The sequence below is a fragment of the Acidimicrobiales bacterium genome, from assembly GCA_041394185.1.
GTDB lineage: Bacteria > Actinomycetota > Acidimicrobiia > Acidimicrobiales > Poriferisodalaceae > JAAETH01.
Map to the genome: position 1 here is coordinate 891947 of JAWKIQ010000001.1, position 18677 is coordinate 910623.

Annotated in this window: 17 protein-coding genes, 1 pseudogene and 1 riboswitch; of the genes and pseudogenes, 8 read left to right on the forward strand and 10 right to left on the reverse strand. The window is 66.0% G+C overall.

Annotated elements, in window-relative coordinates:
* Positions 1-249 carry a MoaD/ThiS family protein gene (locus R2770_04260; protein ID MEZ5279665.1) on the forward strand — a complete coding sequence of 83 codons (249 nt, stop codon included), beginning with the start codon at positions 1-3 and terminating at the stop codon, positions 247-249.
* A 61-nt stretch (positions 250-310) separates the two neighbouring features.
* On the opposite strand, the gene R2770_04265 is transcribed toward R2770_04260, so the two are convergent.
* Positions 311-3661, reverse strand: a complete 3351-nt coding sequence (locus R2770_04265; GenBank protein MEZ5279666.1) for a carboxyl transferase domain-containing protein — start codon at positions 3659-3661, stop codon at positions 311-313.
* Between the two features lie 146 nt (positions 3662-3807).
* Here R2770_04265 and R2770_04270 point away from each other — a divergent pair, with 146 nt between their 5' ends.
* The 5 genes and pseudogenes from R2770_04270 (at position 3808) to tdh (ending at position 7211) form a co-directional block, all read left to right on the forward strand.
* Complete coding sequence (locus R2770_04270; GenBank protein MEZ5279667.1) at positions 3808-4224, forward strand: rhodanese-like domain-containing protein; 417 nt, start codon at positions 3808-3810, stop codon at positions 4222-4224.
* A 39-nt stretch (positions 4225-4263) separates the two neighbouring features.
* Positions 4264-4944 carry a DUF2461 domain-containing protein gene (locus R2770_04275; GenBank protein MEZ5279668.1) on the forward strand — a complete coding sequence of 227 codons (681 nt, stop codon included), beginning with the start codon at positions 4264-4266 and terminating at the stop codon, positions 4942-4944.
* A 43-nt stretch (positions 4945-4987) separates the two neighbouring features.
* A pseudogene (locus tag R2770_04280) lies at positions 4988-5647 on the forward strand (aminotransferase class I/II-fold pyridoxal phosphate-dependent enzyme).
* Positions 5648-5673: 26 nt separating this feature from the next.
* Positions 5674-6186, forward strand: a complete 513-nt coding sequence (locus R2770_04285; GenBank protein MEZ5279669.1) for an aminotransferase class I/II-fold pyridoxal phosphate-dependent enzyme — start codon at positions 5674-5676, stop codon at positions 6184-6186.
* The gene (tdh, locus tag R2770_04290) at positions 6183-7211 is read left to right on the forward strand and encodes an L-threonine 3-dehydrogenase (GenBank protein MEZ5279670.1); all 1029 of its coding nucleotides are present in this window, start codon (positions 6183-6185) and stop codon (positions 7209-7211) included. Before R2770_04285 ends, tdh begins: the two co-directional genes overlap by 4 nt.
* A 33-nt stretch (positions 7212-7244) precedes the next feature.
* On the opposite strand, the gene R2770_04295 is transcribed toward tdh, so the two are convergent.
* Together R2770_04295 and R2770_04300 are read right to left on the reverse strand one after the other, a co-directional pair.
* Complete coding sequence (locus tag R2770_04295; GenBank protein MEZ5279671.1) at positions 7245-9062, reverse strand: EAL domain-containing protein; 1818 nt, start codon at positions 9060-9062, stop codon at positions 7245-7247.
* Positions 9062-9646 carry a heme NO-binding domain-containing protein gene (locus R2770_04300; protein MEZ5279672.1) on the reverse strand — a complete coding sequence of 195 codons (585 nt, stop codon included), beginning with the start codon at positions 9644-9646 and terminating at the stop codon, positions 9062-9064. The genes R2770_04295 and R2770_04300 overlap by 1 nt, the downstream gene beginning before the upstream one ends.
* A gap of 116 nt (positions 9647-9762) precedes the next feature.
* Between R2770_04300 and R2770_04305 the strand changes: the two genes are divergently transcribed.
* Positions 9763-10905 (forward strand): epoxide hydrolase, encoded by a 1143-nt coding sequence (locus R2770_04305; protein MEZ5279673.1) that lies wholly within the window; start codon positions 9763-9765, stop codon positions 10903-10905.
* Positions 10906-10963: 58 nt separating this feature from the next.
* Here the strand turns inward: R2770_04305 and ribH are convergent, their stop codons facing one another.
* The 5 genes from ribH to R2770_04330 all read right to left on the reverse strand — a co-directional run bounded on the left by ribH (position 10964) and on the right by R2770_04330 (position 16512).
* The gene (gene ribH / locus R2770_04310) at positions 10964-11452 is read right to left on the reverse strand and encodes a 6,7-dimethyl-8-ribityllumazine synthase (protein MEZ5279674.1); all 489 of its coding nucleotides are present in this window, start codon (positions 11450-11452) and stop codon (positions 10964-10966) included.
* A complete protein-coding gene (locus tag R2770_04315) occupies positions 11452-12726 on the reverse strand; it encodes a bifunctional 3,4-dihydroxy-2-butanone-4-phosphate synthase/GTP cyclohydrolase II (GenBank protein ID MEZ5279675.1) in 1275 nt (424 codons plus the stop codon). The genes ribH and R2770_04315 overlap by 1 nt, the downstream gene beginning before the upstream one ends.
* Positions 12723-13301, reverse strand: coding sequence for a riboflavin synthase (locus R2770_04320; protein ID MEZ5279676.1), 579 nt, complete (start codon positions 13299-13301; stop codon positions 12723-12725). Before R2770_04320 ends, R2770_04315 begins: the two co-directional genes overlap by 4 nt.
* A gap of 58 nt (positions 13302-13359) precedes the next feature.
* Positions 13360-13492, reverse strand: a riboswitch (FMN riboswitch).
* Positions 13493-14641: 1149 nt separating this feature from the next.
* The gene (locus R2770_04325) at positions 14642-15055 is read right to left on the reverse strand and encodes a hypothetical protein (protein MEZ5279677.1); all 414 of its coding nucleotides are present in this window, start codon (positions 15053-15055) and stop codon (positions 14642-14644) included.
* Positions 15056-15765: 710 nt separating this feature from the next.
* A complete protein-coding gene (locus R2770_04330; protein MEZ5279678.1) occupies positions 15766-16512 on the reverse strand; it encodes a 3'(2'),5'-bisphosphate nucleotidase CysQ in 747 nt (248 codons plus the stop codon).
* A 64-nt stretch (positions 16513-16576) separates the two neighbouring features.
* Between R2770_04330 and R2770_04335 the strand changes: the two genes are divergently transcribed.
* The gene (locus R2770_04335) at positions 16577-17443 is read left to right on the forward strand and encodes a DMT family transporter (GenBank protein MEZ5279679.1); all 867 of its coding nucleotides are present in this window, start codon (positions 16577-16579) and stop codon (positions 17441-17443) included.
* On the opposite strand, the gene R2770_04340 is transcribed toward R2770_04335, so the two are convergent.
* Positions 17440-17919, reverse strand: a complete 480-nt coding sequence (locus R2770_04340) for an MFS transporter (GenBank protein MEZ5279680.1) — start codon at positions 17917-17919, stop codon at positions 17440-17442. The genes R2770_04335 and R2770_04340 overlap by 4 nt on opposite strands.
* Positions 17894-18622, reverse strand: coding sequence for an MFS transporter (locus R2770_04345; GenBank protein MEZ5279681.1), 729 nt, complete (start codon positions 18620-18622; stop codon positions 17894-17896). The genes R2770_04340 and R2770_04345 overlap by 26 nt, the downstream gene beginning before the upstream one ends.
* Between the last annotated feature and the right edge of the window lie 55 nt (positions 18623-18677).

Here is an 18677-nt window from a genome sequence, read left to right on the forward strand (position 1 = left end):
GTGGCGGTGGCGGTTCACTTCTCGGCCGAGCTGCGCGACATGACGGGTGGTGTGGCCAGTCTGGAGGTCGAGGCTGGTTCGGTGCGCGCCCTCGTGAAGCTGCTCGAACAACGCTTCCCGGGCATCGGTGAGCGGCTCACCACGGGCACGGCCGTCGCCATCGACGGCGACATCGTGCAAGACGCCCTGTTCGAAGACCTGCCCGACTCGTGCGAGGTTCACTTCCTTCCCGCCCTCTCGGGCGGCTGAACTGCCCTGTCGCAGCGCCCCGTCAGGGGCGCTGCAGACAGACACTTCGGTAGTTGTGGGGTCAGGGGCGGAAGTGGCGTTTGGTGCCGTTGCCCGAGGTCCGAAGGTTCGCGTCGATGACCCGGTAGGCGTTGGGAACCCAGTCGCATACCAGGCGCCGGGTGTCGCGAGGGTCGATCATCTCTTCGAGTTCGAAGCGGTTGAGCGGGCCCACGGGACCTCGGGCAGACTCGATGCGCGCCATCAGCTCCTGGCGGAACGCCTCGGGGTCCTCGGCCTCGGCCAATTGCCGCTTGTAGGCCGCTTCGATTCCGCCCTCGGGCGGGATGCCGCCCACATCGGCCGACGGCCATGCAACCCGACTGCTGTGGCGCCGCCGCGGGGTCACGACATGGTTGCCGGCCACCCCGAAGCTGCGCCTCATCAGCACCGTGTACATCGGCATGGTCATCTGAGCCATGGCCACCATCCACTCGCCGCCCTTGCGGATGGTGCCGGCGCGCTCGTGGTCTATCCCGACGGCGAATCCGGGGTTGTCGACCAGGTTCAGGATGGGGATGTTGAACAGCTCGCACAGGTCGATGTGGCGGGTGATCTTGTCGCACCCGTCAGCGGTCATGGCGCCGCCGTTCTCGTGGCGGCTGTCGGTGGCGACCACACCCATCGGATAGCCGCCCATCCGAACGAATCCCACCACCTGATCGGTGCCCCACATGGGCCCGATCTCGAAGAACGAGCCCTTGTCAGCGATCAGCTCTATCGCTCGCCTGATGTCGAAGGTGGCGGTGCGCTTGCGTGGAACGATGGTGAACAGCTCCTGCTCTGAGCGTTCGACCGAGTCGCCGATGGGTACGGGCCACACCGGTGGCAATTCGTAGCTGGACGACGGAAGGTACGACAGGAAACGGCGTGCCTGTTCGACCGCGTCCTCTTCTGACACCGCCAGATTGTCGACCGAGCCGTTCGTGCAGTGGATACGCCAGTCGCCGAGGTCTTCCTTCGTGACCTCGTATCCAACGGCGTGGGCGACGACGGGTGGGCCGGCCACGAACAGCTGGGCGATGTCGCGCACCATCACGCTGAAGTGGCCGAGCACCGCCTTGGCCGCACCCAACCCGACCACGCTTCCCAGCAGCATGTTGACCACCGGCACCTTCTGCAGCTGCTCGGTGTATTCGCTGGCACCCAGATGCGGGGGCAGGAACGACCCGCCACCGCCGGACACCCTCGGCTTTCCGGCTTCGATGGCCCCGCTGCTCTCCTTGGCGACACTTTGGCCGTCGGCCTTTTGTTTGGGGACCATCGACGCCACCGAGCCCCCACCAGACGAACCATCCAGAAGGCGCACCGACGGAATCAGCAGCTCGATCGACAGCTGGTCGAGGTAGCGGCTCTTCTCGGCGATCGATCCGTCCGAGTGGCCGCCGCGTGAGGTGAAGTCGTCGGCGCACACGATTGCGGGCCGTCCCTCGATGGTGCCGCTGCCTCCGACGTGGTTGGCGGGTGTGAACGCCGCGATCTCGCCGTATTCGTCGTAGGTCGTGAAGCCGGCGAGGCTGCCGACCTCGCGGAACGACCCGTCGTCGAGCAGCAGCTCGATTCGCTCGCGGCACGTCAGCTTGTTGCGACTGCGCTGGCGAACCACGCCGGGGTCTTCGCTGCCGTCGGCCAGGCGACTCAGCGCCAGCCCCTGCAGAGCTTTCACCTTGTCGATGGTGGGGCCCCAGGTGTCTTCGTAGTCGGGCTCGGGAAGAGCCTCGTCGCTGGTCGATTCGACGACCACGACGATCTCGCCGCCGCCGATCGAGTCGCCGGGCACCACGTCGGCGAGGGCCCTGACCACTCCTGTGCATGGCGAGATCAGTTCGGTCTCCATCTTCATGGCCGAGATCACACCGAGCGTCTGGCCCGCCGTGACCTCGTCGCCCACCTCGACGGCCAGGCTCACGAGAGCACCGGCCATCGGCGCTGCGACGCCCTGTTGGCCTTCTGCGATGGGCAGCCGATCGCGCAGCGACGTGGCTGCGTCGGCCGACGATACCGACCCCAGCAGGTCACCGAACCGCGACCTCGTCGCAGCCGACGGTGGTTCGATCTCGGCCATCAAGGTCGTGCGTGCGTCGCCGGCTCGGACCGCTTCGTTGGCGATGATGATCTGGAGCTGCCCGACGTTGGTGGGCAGACCGGCCACATGCAGTTCGTCGAGGGCGCGGGCCAGGCGATTGAGCGCCGGCGACAGGTCGGAGGCGCTGGGTGCGGTGGCGATCACCTTGGCCAGCAGTGGGTCGTACTGTGGCGCGGGCGCATATCCCGCATAGGCGTGTGAGTCGACGCGAATGCCGGGCCCTGTCGGTTCGTGGAACCCGGTGATCGACCCGTGGCCCGTGGCCACGACCCGGGCCTGCACACTGAAACCGCGTGGTTGCGGCACCGACTGCTGGTCGGCCAATCCCAGGTCGGCGAGGGTCTCGCCCGCGGCGATGCGCAGTTGGGCCGCTACCAGGTCTATTCCGGTGACCTCTTCGGTGACCGTGTGCTCGACCTGGATGCGGGCGTTGCCCTCGACGAAGAAGTGTTCGCCGGTCTCGGGGATCACCAGGAACTCCATCGTGCCCGCGTTGACGAAGCCCGCCGAGGCGGCCAGGGTCACCGCATCGGAGAGGATCTTCGAACGAAGCGCAGGATCCAGACCCGCCGCCGGAGCTATCTCGACGACCTTCTGGTTGCGTACCTGAACCGAGCAGTCGCGTTCGTGCAGGTGCACGACCGCGCCGGTGGCGTCGGCCAGTATCTGCACCTCGATGTGTCGAGGCCGCTCGACGTAACGCTCGACGAAGACGTGGTCAGCGCTGAACGAGGCGCCCGCCTCGCTGCGGCACCGCTCGTAGGCGGCGGGCAGTTCTTCTGAGTTGTGGACGAGACGCAAGCCCCGTCCGCCTCCGCCCGCGGCAGCCTTGAGCATCACGGGATAGCCGATGCGCTCGGCCTCGGCGGTGGCTTCGGCCACCGAGCCAACGGCGTGCGAAGTGCCTTCGATGACGGGCACACCGGCGGCGATGGCGGCGTTGCGGGCTTCGATCTTGTCTCCGAAGAGGTCGAGGGCTTGTGCCGTGGGCCCTATGAAGGTCAGGCCGGCGGCGTTGCACGCCCGTGCGAAGTCGCCGTCCTCGGCCAGGAAGCCATAGCCGGGGTGAACACCGTCGCACCCGTTGTCGGAGGCCACCCGCACCAGCTGGTCGATGTCGAGGTAGGCGCCAATGGCTGCGCCCGACAGTTCAACCGCCTGATCCGCCGCCTTGACGTGGAGGCTCTTTGCATCGGCGGCCGAGAAGACCGCAACCGACTCGAGCCCCAGGTCGGTGCAGGCCCGGGCGATGCGTATGGCGATCTCGCCACGGTTGGCGATCAGCACGCGTCTCAATGAAGGTCCCCCTTGGAGTCAACCCGCCAATGATGGCGCCCTGGCCCCACCCCTGCGAAATCCCGACACCTGGGCAGCGCAACACCGGCCGGGTGTTCGAGGAACGCCGACGACCGGCCCTGTGGCAGACTTCGGAGATGGCAGTGAGGTCCATCCACGACGTAGTCAACGACGCCAAGGCCGAGATCGACAACATCTCGCCCGCCGAGGCCAAGCGCCGGGTCGAAGACGAGGGCGCCCTGATCCTCGACATCCGCGACGTCCGGGAACTGCAGCGCGAGGGAGTCATTCCGGGTGTCCAGCACGCTCCACGGGGCATGCTCGAGTTCTGGTTCGCCCCCGACTCGCCCTACTTCAAGAGCGGCTTCGGGGAAGATCGCGAGTTCATCCTCCACTGCGCCAGCGGGTGGCGCTCGGCGCTTGCGTGCAAGGCGCTGAGGGACATGGGTGTCCCGAGGGTCAGCCACATCGAAACCGGGTTCACCGGGTGGCGAGACGACGGACTGCCCCTGACCGACTATGAGGCGTGGAAGGCATCCAAGCCGACTCACTGACCGGCCGCCGATGCCAGATCGGGTGGCTACGCTTCGGCTATGGCGTTCTTCACCGACCAGTCGGCAGCGTGGCTGAAAGGCCTGTCTGCCAACAACAACAAGGCCTGGTTCGACGCTCACCGCAAGGAGTACGAGCAGCACTTCAAGAAGCCCTACCAGGCGCTGGCTGCGGCTCTGGTCGAGCAGGTCGCCGAACTCGAGCCCGAGTACCAGATGCCGGCGAAGTACGCGACCTATCGCATCAACCGCGACGTCAGGTTCGCCAAGGACAAGACGCCTTACAAGACCGAGTTGGGCATAACGGTCGGCCGCAGCGCCCGTCACGACTGGGCTTGGCCCGCCTACACCTGCCGGATCGGCTTGGCCGGCGTGTGGGTTGCCGGGGGCATGTACCAACCATCGACCGAACTGCGAGACCACCTGCGCCGCTATGTCGGCGAGCATTCGGCCCGGCTTCGCGACCTGATGACGGCCGAGCCGTACCGCTCGACGTTTGGAGATCTGCAGGGCGAGGCACACAAACGGGCCCCGGCCGAACTGAAAGACCTGGCGGCCGTCGAGCCACTGGTCTTGAACAAGCAGTGGGTGTTCTGGCGGTCGTTCGACGACCCATCGCTGTTCACCAGCGAGAAACTCGACCAGTTCATCCTCGACCAGTGGGAGATCGCCCGCCCGGTGCAGGAGTTCTTGAAAGACGCCGTCCGGGCATACAACGCCTGAACCCGGCACCAGATGCGGGTCTGCGTGGACCTATGTTGGGCGCATGGGCAGAGATGCGTTCTACGAGCGGGTCGACCAGACGTTGGGTCAGATCCGAAACGACGGGCTGTGGAAGGCCGAGCGGCTGATCGAGGGAGCCCAGGGCGGCTCGGTGTTGGTGGCCGGCCGTGAGGTGCTCAACCTCTGTGCCAACAACTATCTGGGTTTGGCCGATCATCCGGAGCTGATATCGGCATCGCACGCCGCCATGCAGGCCAACGGCTACGGGATGGCATCGGTTCGGTTCATCTGCGGAACCCAGACCCAGCACCGCGAGCTCGAGCGCGACATCGCCGACTACGTCGGCACCGACGACTCGATGTTGTTCGCAGCGTGCTTCGACGCAAACGGTGGAGTGTTCGAGCCGCTGCTGGGCGAGAGCGACGCCATCGTGTCAGACAGCTTGAACCACGCCTCGATCATCGACGGGATCCGCTTGTCGAAGGCCCGGCGATACCGCTTGCGACGCGACATTGCAGACCTGAGAGCGCAGGCAACGCAGGCGCTCGACGAGGGCGCCCAGACGGTGCTGATCGTCACCGATGGCGTGTTCTCGATGGACGGCTACCTCGCCGATCTGCCTGGCATCTGCGAGGTCGCCGACGAGATCGACGCTCTGGTGATGGTCGACGACTGCCACGCCACCGGCTTCATCGGTCCGCAGGACGCGGCACGCCCGCACACCACGGGGTGGCCGACCGTGTCGACATCGTCACCTCGACCCTGGGAAAGGCGTTGGGCGGCGCAATGGGCGGTTTCGTTGCGGCGCGGAGCGCAGTCGTCGACCTGCTGCGCCAGCGGGCCCGGCCATACCTGTTCTCCAATGCGCTCAGCCCCGGCCTGGTGGGCGGGGCCAGGGCCGCCATCGCGATCGCCCGGTCTGGCACCGGTGACGAGCTGCGGGCCAGGCTGGCCGCCAACGCCCGACACTTCCGGACGGCGATGCAGCGGGCCGGCTTCGACCTGACCGGAGCCGATCATCCGATCATTCCGGTGATGCTGGGCGACGCCAAGGTGGCCGGGCAGATGGCGGCCCGAATGCTCGACCTCGGCGTCTACGTGACAGCCTTCTCGTATCCCGTCGTGCCCATGGGAACCGCTCGCATCCGCACCCAGATGAACGCCGCGCACAGCAGCGATGACATCGACCGGGCGGTGGAGGCGTTCGTAACCGCCGGTCGCGAGGCAGGAGTTGTTCGATGAGAGCCCTGGCGAAGACGAACCGAGGCCCAGGGCTCGAACTGGTCGACGTCGCCAAGCCCGAGTGCGGGCCCAACGACGTGCTGGTCGAGGTGACTCACGCCGCCGTGTGCGGAACCGATCTGCACATCTTCCAGTGGGACGACTGGGCTGCCGCCACAGTGGTTCCCCCAACGACCATCGGTCACGAGTTCGTTGGCCGGGTCGTGGACAAGGGGGCCCAAGTCCAGCTGGTAGACGTGGGCGATCGGGTGGTGGGCGAGGGCCACATCGTGTGCGGCACCTGCCGCAACTGTCGAGCAGGTGACGGGCACTTCTGTCGCAACACCATCGGCATCGGCATCAACCGCGACGGCGCCTTCGCCGAGTACATCTCGTTCCCTGCCGTCAACGCCTACCGCGTGCCCCAGTTCGTGCCAGACGAGATCGCCGCCATCTTGGACCCGCTGGGCAATGCGGTACACACCGCGCTGTCGTTCGACCTGGTGGGCGAGGACGTACTGATCACCGGGGCAGGCCCGATCGGCCAGATGGCTGCTGCCATTTGCAGGCACGCAGGGGCCAGGCACATCGTCATCACCGACCCGTCCGGCGCTCGGCTGGAAACGGCTCGAAACATGGGTGTCGACGTTGCGACCTCGCCGGGCGAGGACAGCCTGCGTGCTGCGATGGCCGATTTGGGCATGGCAGAGGGGTTCGATGTGGCGCTGGAGATGTCGGGGCACCAGAGCGCAGTGGTCGACGTGATCTCCACCATCAACCACGGAGGAAAGGTCGGTCTGCTCGGCCTCTTCGCGGACCCGCCGACCGTCGACTTGACCCGTGTCATCTTCAAGGGCCTGACCATCAAGGGGATCTACGGACGGGAGATGTTCGAGACCTGGTACAAGGCCACGGCGATGCTCGAGAGCGGGCTCGACATCGCGCCGGTGATCAGCCATCGGATGGGGCTGAGCGACTTCGAAGAGGCGTTTGGTCTGCTCGAGTCGGGTCAGGCGAGCAAGATCGTCTTCGACGTCAAGTCCTGACAGCGAGCGGCTCGGTCCCCGATGGGCGAGTGACTACATCTGGAACATGAAGTCGCCGTTGGCGGCGAACTGTTCGGGCGGGCCGGGCTGGCTGAACCAGAAGCCCTGCACCTGGGCCACGCCCATCTCGGTCAGTACGCCAAGTTGCTCGTCGTTTTCGACGCCCTCGGCCACGACCTTCATGTCGAGGGCCCGGGCCAGCTCGACGATTGCGGTGGCGATTGCCCTGTCCTGCTCGGACACGAACAGGTCGCGCACGAAGGCCCTGTCGATCTTCAGCGTGTCGGCCTGCATGTCCTTCAGGTAGGTCATCGACGAGTAGCCGGTGCCGAAGTCGTCGATGGCGACCTGGATGCCCAGCTCACGGATCTCGCGCACCCTTGCGATCGACTCGCGCGGGTCGCCCATGGCGGCCGTCTCGGTGATCTCCATCTGCAGCAGCGACGGGTCTGACATCGTCTCGACGAGGCTCTTCAGATAGGGCAGAAGGCCAGGCCAGACGAACTGCCGGGGCGACAGGTTGACCGACATGTACAGCGGCTCGTCGTCTCGAAGGGCGTTCCAGGCGCTCAGCTGTTCGACCGCTTTGCGGGTCACCCAGCGGCCGATCTCGACGATCTGGCCGTTCTCTTCTGCGATGGGCACGAAGGTCGCCGGGCTGATCATGCCCCGGGTCGGGTGGATCCACCTCAACAGCGCCTCGTGTCCCACGGCCATGCCGGTGCGGGTCGAGACGATGGGCTGGAAGAAGGCACGGAGCTGGTCGTGGTTTACCGCCTGATGGAGCTCCTGCTCGATCTCCATCTGGGAGATCCGGGTGATTCTGAGGCTGGGGTCGAAAAGCGAGAACTTGAACCTGCCCTGCGACCGGGCCCTGGCACCCGCGATGTCTGCGTCGCGCAACAGCGCTTCTGCGGTCGTGGACGTGAAGGTCGTGAGGGCCGCACCGGCATACGCGCTGAGGGTGTGGTGCCGACCGTGCAGGCCGAAGGGTCTGGTCAGCTCGTAGAACACCTGGCCGACCAGGTCGTCGATGATGCCTGGCCCATCGACGCCCAGGTTGCACAAGATCGCGAACTCGCTCGGACCCAGACGAGCCAGCACATCTCCGGGGCGAAGCACAGACTGCACCCGGTCGGCGATGGCGATGAGCAGGCGGTTGGAGACGTCGTGGCCGTAGTTTGCGGCGACGTCCTTCATACCCTCGATGCCCAGCGAGATGACACCCACCGACGAAGACTCGTGCCGGTCGTCCTCCTGGCGCAACCGGTTGGCGAGGTCATCGATGGCTGCCCGACGGTTGGGCAGACCGGACACAGGGTCGACATAGGCAGCGGTGCGCAGCTCGGCCTCGACGGCCTTGGATTCTGAAAGGTCACGCACCAGCACGGTCAGGCATGGGCGATCGTCGACGGTGTGGCGCACGACGTCGTGAGAAACCGGAATCTCCAGGCCATCGGCACGCAGCATCGTCAGCTCGCCCCGCCAGGCGCCACGTTCGAACACGACCGGCAGTGCCACCTCTTCCAGAAGGCGCAACGACCAGCGTGGGTAGCGCTCGGTGAGGTTCAGCGATTCGATCGGCTCTTCGGACTTCGCGTCGCCGAGAAACAGTCTGCGTGCCGCCGCGTTCATGAACTTCGGCGTGTAGTCGAGGTCGATCATGAACAGCGGGTCGGGGATGATCTCGAGAACGTGTTCGAACATCTCGAGATCGCGCACCATCGCGTAGAGCCGTGTGGTCGCCTTCTCGGCGATGCGCTCGGTTTCGGCGCGCGCCATCCGTTCGCGCTCGAGCTTGCGCTCGAGCGCGGCGACCCGCTTCTCCGCGTCGGTGGAGACGGTGGACATCAGCCGATCGCTTCGCTCGGTTCCGTGCCGGCCGGGTGGGCCTTGACTTCGCGGCTGAACGTGCACAAGAAGCGTGCCGTCTGCACGCGATCCTCGACCGAGTCGGTTCGCTCGATTACGACCTGCTCGCCGTACTGGGCTGCGGTTCCCTGGATCATGCCGTGGGCCAGCGCAGCCATGCACCGGCGCGACGAATAGGTGATGAGGACCCGATTGGGGCCCACTGGCTCGACCTCGAATCGGGGAGGGTCGGCTCCCTCGTAGAGCTTGCGAACCTCTTCGTGGACCAGGCCGTCGAGGGTCTGGATGAACTCGATGGTGTTGTCGTGCTCGAAGAACTGGGGGTAACGGTCGGCCAAAGTCGGCACCACGTTCTCGCCGACCCACACCAGGGTCTCCTCGAGGGTGATCCCGAGGTGGTCGGCTGCCGCCTGCGAGATGGCAACGAGCTCGGATGCCGGGTAGTCGCCCAGAGCCGAATACACACCTGCAACACCGGAGGCATCGAGGAGGTCTTCCCAGACCTCGGCTCCCAGCGCCTCGGTGACGGCGAGTTCGGTGATGTTGAAGATGATCCCTTTCACACAACCTCCCACTGCCGGCCCGTCCGCGGGACCGATCGCTGTCAGCGAGGTCCCATCGGCAGGCGTCATGGGGTAGGTGAGGCCTTTGTCGGTGTGAATCTGCTAACAACGGTCTCGTGAGCGATGAGATCGTCCCGTTCGTCATCGATGTGTCGGAAGACGCCGTCGAAGACCTGCGCCGCAGGCTGCGCAACACGAGGTGGCCCGAGACCGAGTGTGTAGATGACTGGAGCCAAGGGGTGCCCCTTGGATACGCCCGTGAGCTGGCTCGATACTGGGCCGACGACTACGACTGGCGGGCCTGCGAGCGGCGGTTGAACGGGTTCGACCAGTTCACCACCGAGCTGGACGGGCTGGATATTCACTTCATACACCAGCGTTCTCCCAGGCCCGATGCGATGCCACTGGTCATGACCCATGGCTGGCCGGGGTCGATAGTCGAGTTCTCGAAGGTCATCGGCCCCTTGACCGACCCCGAAGCGCACGGCGCCGATGCGGGCACGCCGGCGTTTCACGTCGTTTGCCCCTCGTTGCCCGGATACGGGTTCAGCGCCAAGCCCAGCGCTTCGGGCTGGGGCGTCGAGCGGATTGCCCAGGCTTGGGACCAGCTGATGGCCCGGTTGGGATACCAACGCTACGTGGCCCAAGGTGGCGACTGGGGTGCAGCAGTGACCACCCAGTTGGGCCGCTCGCAGAACGGCTGTGTTGCGATTCATACGAACATGCCGGTGGCGCGTCCGCTGCCGCCCGGCGAAGAGGGCTACACCGAAGAGGAACAGGCCGCCATCGATGCAGGTCGCTACTACAACCGGTGGGACTCGGGCTACTCGACACAGCAGGCAACAAGACCTCAGACGGTCGGCTACGGCTTGGTCGACTCGCCGGTGGGCCAGATGACCTGGATCGTCGAGAAGTTCTGGCGATGGACCGATTGTGATGGTCATCCCGAGAATGCCCTGACCCGCGACGAGCTGCTCGACAACGTATCGATCTACTGGTTCACCGCCAGTGGGGCATCGTCGGCCCGCCTTTACTGGGAGAGCTTCGGGGCCTTTGGCGGCTCGGGGCGTGTCGAGGTGCCCACCGGCGTGGCTTCGTTCCCGGCCGAGATCGTCAGGCGCCCGCGCCGCTGGTGCGAGGAGGTCTACAACATCGTGCACTGGACCGATATGGACAAGGGTGGCCACTTCGCGGCCTATGAACAGCCCGATCTGTTCGTGGGTGACGTCCGGTCATTCGCGAAGCTGATCGAAATCTGAACACCTCATCACTTTGGGGGCAGCGAAACCATCTCGGGCAGAGCGCTCTAGACCGAGCTCAGCGCATTCGTCCGAACTCCTTCGCCAGCTGGGCCAACTCGACGGCAGCCAACGCAGCGTCGGCCGCCGCGTTGGCTCCGGGAAACGGCTGGCTACGCGCCAGAGCCTGTGCTTCGTTCTCGACTGTCAAAACACCGAAGGTCACGGGAATCTGGGTCTCGAGTTGAACCTGCTGCAGACCGGCTGCGCAGCCCTGGGACACGATTTCGTAGTGGGTTGTCTCGCCCCTTACGACGGCTCCCATGGCCACGATGGCATCGACGCGACCCGAGCGGGCAACGACGTTGGTGGCGAACGGCAGCTCGAGTGCTCCGGCTACCTGGACGTGCACCGTTTCTGATACCCCACAGTGCTGCAGCGCCGCCTCGGCTCCTGCGGTGAGCCTGTCGACCAGCTCAGCGTTCCATCGAGACCGGATCAGCCCGATCCGTAGACCGGCCGCACTGCCGGGTTCCGGCAGGTCTGGCCTGTTGTGTGCGCCCGCCATCAGCCTGCGGCTCCAGTCGAATCGACACCCGGCTCGTCGAGGTTGATCAGGTGACCCATCCGGTCACGCTTGGTTCGCAGATACGCGATGTTTTCGGGCCGGGGGCTGATCTCGATGGGCACCCGTTCCAGGACCTCGAGGCCGAATCCCTTCAAACCGCCGTACTTCGCCGGATTGTTCGTAAGCAATCTGAGCGACGACACACCCAGGTCGACCAGTATCTGAGCGCCGATGCCATATTCGCGGCTGTCGACAGGCAGGCCCAGCTCGAGATTCGCGTCGACTGTGTCGCGGCCCTGGTCTTGCAGTGAGTAGGCGCGAAGTTTGTGGCCCAGTCCGATTCCACGTCCCTCGTGGCCTCTCAGGTAGACGACGACCCCGACTCCTTCGTCGGCCACCATCTTCATGGCCGCTTGGAGTTGGGGGCCGCAGTCGCATCGGTATGAACCGAAGACGTCGCCGGTGAGGCATTCGCTGTGCACCCGCACCAGCGGGGCTGGTGCACTTCCCGGGTCACCCAAGGTGAAGGCAAGGTGCTCGACCCCGTCTAGAACCGAGCGATAGGCGTGGCAGTCGAACGAGCCCCATGGCGTGGGAAGCGACGTTGTCACCACTCGCTCGACGAGCTGTTCGGTTGCGTGCCTGTATGCCACGAGGTCGGCGATGGAGATCATCACCAGCCCGTGTTCGTCGGCGAACCGCCGCAGGGCAGGGGTGCGGGCCATGGTGAGCTTGTCCTCGTCGACAACCTCACAAAGAACCCCGGCAGGGTCGCACCCTGCCAGCCGCGCGAGATCTACGGCCGCTTCGGTATGCCCGGCGCGCTTCAGGACTCCTCCGTCGCGGGCCTGGAGAGGCAGGATGTGACCCGGCCTGGCGAGGTCGTCCGGCCGTGTCGCCGGGTCGACCAGCGAGACGATGGTTGCGGCGCGATCGTGGGCCGAGATACCCGTGGAGGTGCCCTCGATCTTGTCGATGGTGACCAGAAATGCTGTGCGCATCGACTCGGTGTTGTTGGCCACCATTGGTGGCAGTTCGAGTTGGGCCGCCCGTTCGCCCGTTATCGCCGTGCATATCAGCCCCGACGTGTGCTTGAGGAAGAAGGCCATCGCCTCGGGGGTGGCGTGCTGGGCGGCCATGATCAGGTCGCCCTCGTTCTCGCGGTCTTCGTCGTCGATCACGACCACTATTTCGCCGCGGCCGATGGCAGCAATGGCTTCGGGGACCGTATCGAGCAAGGTCGCGTTGGGCCGCTCTTGGGTGTCGGGGCTCATGCTGCGCCCTCCAGCTTCCAGGCCAGCAACCGTTCGACGTACTTGGCCGTGATGTCGACCTCGATATTGACCGGGTCGCCGACCTGGCGCAGGCCCAGAGTCGTCACCGCCGCAGTGTGGGGGATGATCGCCGCACTGAAGCTGTCTTCGTCGACATCTACGACCGTCAGACTGACGCCATCGACGGTGATGGAGCCCTTCTCGACGACGTAACGCATCAGATCGCCGCCGATTTGCACCCGCAGGTCAGGCGCCGGCTGGGTGACCACTCCCACAGCGTCGACATGGCCTTGAACCAGGTGCCCGCCGAGCCGGTCTTCAAGGCGGACGGGTCGTTCGAGGTTGACCCGGTCGGCGATCGAGGCCTTGTCGAGCGATGTCCGCGACAGCGTTTCTTCGCTGACGTCGGCATCCCACCAGCCATCGCCGAAGGCAACCACGGTCAAGCAGCAGCCGTTGACTGCGATCGAGTCGCCGATGGCGACCGAATCAAGGACGCGTTCGCATCCGAAACGGAAGCGTTGCCGGTCTATGGCCAGCACGGTTCCGAGCTCTTCCACCATTCCGGTGAACATGAGCGTCTACCTTTCGTCGGTTGTTATCCCGTGGGAACGCGCGCGACGAACGACGCCCGCGTCCTCACTCCCATCCGGACTTTCACCGTCGGCTCCGGAGTTTCACCGGATCAACCACCCACCCGAAGGTGAGGGCTCGCGGGCTGTAACCGCCGGTCGGGACTTTCACCCAAACCATCCCGCGAGGACATCGCAGGTGTAACAAATGCTAGCCCGATGTCCTGGACGTGCGCGAAGACAGGAAGCCGGGCCTAGCCGGCTCGTGTGGTTTGGTTCGGTGGTTTGCCGGCCGGTTTTCGTTGTCGTGGTGGTGGTTTGGTCCATTCGCTGATGACGGTGCCATGTCTTGGAGGCCAGTGGTCTGCGTGTTACGCCGGTCAGGCGGCGCGGTCGTGGTGGTGGGGCAACACGATGCGAGTCGTCGACGCCGGTCGCGGTGGTGGGTGGTGGGCCCGGCGTGAGGTGGGTGAGGTTCCACGCGTGCTCGCCGGCTGGCGAGTTCGGTGGGTGGGCGTACGAGCGAGGCCGGTGAGAGTCGGCTGCCGTTGGTGGGTGCTGCCCGGACAGAGCTTCCCCCGCTGGCCGCCGGGTCGCCTGGGCTATGACGGGCGCCCCGAGGTAGGCGACGAACCGGAGGCGAGGCGCTCGGTGAGGGATGGCAGATCGCCGTGGTTCGACGGTACGGGTCACCCGCTGAGTGAGCTGGGATCGGCGCGGTGCCACAACAGGTGGGCGGCGATCGGCCCATGGCCGCCGGATCGCCCGCCAGGTATCGCCCGCGAGGATGCCGCGTTGCCGGACCGGGGCCATCGCCGGGTCCAGATGCGCAGCTGGCCATCCTACCCGAGCAGGGCTGCATCCGAGATCGATCCCGGATGCGCCCTGCTCGGGTAGGATGGCCAACCCACCGACTCTGGACCCGGCGATGGCCCCGGTCCGGCACGCGGGCATCCTCCGGGGATACCTGCGGGCGATCCGACGTGCATGGCAGATCAGCCGTCCACCGCTTGGGACCCGGCCCGATCGCAGCTCACTCAGCGGGGTGACCCGTACCGTCGAACCATCGGCGCGGCATCTCCTGCACCGAGCGCCTCGGCCTCGGCCGTCCCCTGCTGCCCGCCACAAAGGCCCCGGCGATCCGGCGGCCCGTGGGGGAGCTCGGTTTTGGCACGCGATGCGGTCCGTGGGTGTCTTGGAGTTGCCAGTGGTCTGGTGTGTGGCCCATGACCAGCCGCGTTCATGGCGTGCAAGCGGTCGTGGTGGTGTGGGCACAACAGGGCGAGGTTGTCGAGGTCCGGTCGATCCGCCGTGTTGGGCCACGGTGGTGTAGGTGGTGGGCCTCACAGCGTGAGGCTTCGAGTGTCGCAGTGTTTCCATCTGCATGTGCCGTCGCGGACGGCGCAGGGCGAGTTTCTGTGTTGGTGTGGCGTATTCGACGTCAGTAGGCCAGGTCGAGTTGTTCGGTCTGCCTGTTGGTACCAGGCGTTGATCTGGGCCCGGCACAGCATGGATCGTGCGGTCGATGCGGGTATTTGGGTTCCGTCGAGGGTGTAGGCCGTGCCGTCGGGTTTGGCGAGTTGGTCGATGTCGATGATGAGGTTCACACAACCCCTGGCCTCTGCGGCGGTGGTGGCGGGTAGGAGTCCGTCTGTGAGCATGCTTGCGATGACGTCTGCGCCGCGTTGTTGGTGGCTGCGACGTTTTCTGGGGTCTGTGATGGTTCGGCATGTCGTGGTGGAACGCAGCGCGTTCACGTCCGGTCGTATTCGGCTTTCAACGCAGCACCGGTGACGGGGTCCAGTGTGGCGGTGAACCAGATCTGTCTTCGTTGTCGATGCCACACGACCCTCGCCTGCGTCTGCGTTGACGGGCCAGGCGCTCTTCGGGTTTCGCGGGTTTGCTCGCGTTCGGCCGCGAACCGCGGCCTTGGTCTCGTCAGCCGACTGGCCCTTCGCGTCCGCGAGCAGGCGGGCTTTGGTGTCGTCGGCCAGGTCGGTGTCGGTCAGGTAGTCGGCCTGCTCTGAGTTGATGTCCCGGCTTCCAGCGCCTCGGCGACATCGGGATTGCCCGCCAGACGCTGTGACCTGGCCTCGGCCTCGCGCTGGGCCTACGCGACGGAGCAGGCGGCCCAGGATCCGGCTTGGACCCAGACCCTGCCTCGTCTTCGCTCCCGGTGTCGGGTGCTTTGGCCCTTGCGGTTCGCGACCCTCTGACGCCTTGTTCAACGCGGCCAGCAAACGGGCCTCGTGGCCGTCCAACCGGGCCCTGCACGCGGCGAATGCCACCGAGCTCGGCCTCGAGCCCGGCGACATCCATCAGCTCTAGTTCGTCGGCGCCGCTAAGCACCACCCGCACCTCTGTCACGCCACAAACCCTAAACAGGGGGTGGGACACCCGACCCAAGCCCACTGAGCGGCGGCGCAAGAACCTCAGTTGTCGCTAAGAGCTGGACACCAGCGTCGACTCACAGACCTCGAGCGGCTTCGATCGCGGCAGCGGCGTACTCGGGCCGACAGATGAGCAGGTCGGGCAGGTAAGGATTCTCGTTGTTGTAGACCAAGGGAGACCCATCCAGACGAGAAGCATGCAGCCCACACGCCAGCGCGACAGCGGCCGGAGCGCAGTTGTCCCACTCGTACTGGCCACCGGTGTGGGCATAGATATCGGCCTCACCCCGCACCACGGCCATGGCCTTGGCGCCTGCCGAGCCCATGAAAACGAGTTCTCCGCCAAGGGCTTCTGCGATTGCCTCGGCGGCGGGCCCCGGGCGCGACCTGCTGGCTATGACGCGAGGCGGCCCGCCGTGCGCGTCGGGCATGGCAGGCGCAGGATTGGTGCACAGCGTCATCTCGAGACCCGGCAGGGCTACGGCTCCCGCCGCCGGAACTCCGTCGATGGTGAGGGCCACGTGAACAGCCCAGTCGGTTCTGGGGATCTCGCCGAACTCGCGTGTGCCGTCGAGGGGGTCGACGATCCAAACCCGCTTGTGCTCGAGGCGTGCCAGATCGTCACGACCCTCCTCGGACAAGATGGCGTCGTCTGGTCTGACGGCTCGCAACTGCTCCATGATGAATTCATGGGCCCGCTGATCACCTGCATCCTTGCGCTCGGATGGCTCAGCCTCGGCCATGTCGGCTCGGACCTTTACCAGAAGCTCACCCGCGAGGGTGGCGATAGCGGACGCTACGGCGTGATCGTTCGAATTCTGCACGTCTGACACGGTAGGCCCGTCGGCCGAGGTGGGTGCGGATCGAGTTGTTCGATACGGTGACCCGATGCCCGAAGCACGCCACAGGGGATGGGCACTCGCGGCCGTGGGCATGCTGCTGGTGTCGACAGACTCGTTCTTCGTGCGCCTGTCTCATGCCGGCGGCGTGGACATGGCCTTCCTGGTTGCAGCGGTTTCGCTTCCTGTCTACCTGGTTCTCAACAGGCGTCTGGAGCCTACGAAACCGCTCGACGTGATCAGGGCCGCTCCGGCTGCGTTCGCCTCGGTGGCCCTTCTGGGCGGCGTCAGTCAAACCGCCTTCATCGTCGCCGTTACCCGCACCGATGTCGCCAACGTCGTAGCCATAGTGGCGTCGGCGCCGGTGATGGCCGCACTGTTCGCCTGGGCGTTCCTGAGCGAGCAGACCCCAGGACGCGTGTGGGCTGCCATAGCAGTGACCGTGCTGGGTGTCGCGATCGTGGTCAGCGGATCGATCGGAGCCCCCAGGCTCGACGGCGACCTGACCGCCCTGGCGGCAATCGCAGCGTTTGCTCTCAGCATCGTGGTGTGGCGAAGGAACCCAGATCTCAGCCGTTTCGTGGGCCTGGCCGGTAGCGCCGGCGCGACGTTGCTGATGACGGCGCCATTCGCCGATCCGCTGGGCCTGGATGTGCGGGCCTACTTGTGTGCTGCGGCGATGGGTCTGCTGTTCAACACGGCCGGTCGAATAGCCCACAGCAACGCGCCCCGATTTGCGCCGTCGTCGGAGGTCGCACTGTTCACTCCGGTCGAGACCGTTGCGGCCACCCTGTGGGCATGGCTGGCATTCGCTGAGGTTCCGGAGGCGACGACCATGGTGGGGGCAGCGGTGATCGTCGCCGGGGTGTTGTACGGAACGTTGGCGGCGAGCCTGCGTCCCCGACTGCCGCGCTAGGAGGGGCGCAGCAGCGGTATCAGGAACGAGGTGCCCAACGCTGCCATGGCGGCGGCAAACCCAATGGCCCAGCCATAGCCCAAGCCGTCTATCAACACGCCTGCGATGGGTGGCCCGCACAGGCTGCCGACCGCCGCCGACGTGTAGAGGGTGCCCAGCACGCCACCCAGGCCATCGAGCCCCATACGTTCGGCCACCACGGCAGGCGACAACGCGATGAAGCCGCCATATCCCAGCCCCAACACCACGGTGTAGAGGACCAGTTGCGGGTAGCGCTCGCCAGCCGTCAGCCAGATGAGATGGGCCAACGCCATGGTGGCGAAAGAACCGACGTAGAGCCCTATGGCCCCGACGCGGTCGGCGATACCGCCCAGCACGAGTCGACCCACAACGCTGGTACCGCCTATCAGCCCGATCAGCAGCGCTGCCGAGCCGTCGCTGGCACCCCGGTCAGACGCATAGTCGGCGATGAACACGAACGGTATGAACAGCCCGAAGGTCGCAGAGGCTCGACATGTAGAGCTTGCGGAAGTCTGACACGCGGGCCAGCTCACGCAACGGCTTGGGCGGCGCCACCGGTGGTGCCGCCGGACCCTTCTGCGCAACCGCGGCCACGCACAACAGCAGCAGTCCTCCGCCGATTCCGAACACCACGTAGGTGTCGCGCCAACCGATGGAGTCGATGAGGCTGGCTGCCAGGGGAGCGCCCGCAAGGGTGCCCAGCCCGATGCCGGCCACCGCGACGCCCAGCGCCGTAGCCCGCTTGCGCTCGAACCAGCCGCCGACTGTGGAGACCATCGGCACGTAGCCGCACGCGACCGCAAAGCCGACACCCAGCCCACACGTCAGGTAACCCAACCAGATGGAGCTGACCCTGGAGGTGGCCAACAGGCCGGCGCACAACGACGCCGCGGCCGCCAGCACCACCGGCCGAGGTCCGACGCGGTCGGCCCACCGGCCGGTGAACAAGCCGAAGAAGAACGACATGCTGACGGTGAGCGAGAAGACGAATGCCGTAGCGCTGCTGCTGGTGCCGAATTCGTCGCTCATCTCGCGAAAGAACGCCCCGAAACTGTAGGCAACGCCGAACACGGCAAAGGTCGAGACCGCCGCCGCTGCGGCGACGACCCACGCCCGGGCCCCGTCTACCCTGTGTTGCCCAACGGCGGTTTCCCCCACAGCCGACATCATCGACCATCGACCCGGTAACGACCCAATCGCATCGACGGGTCGA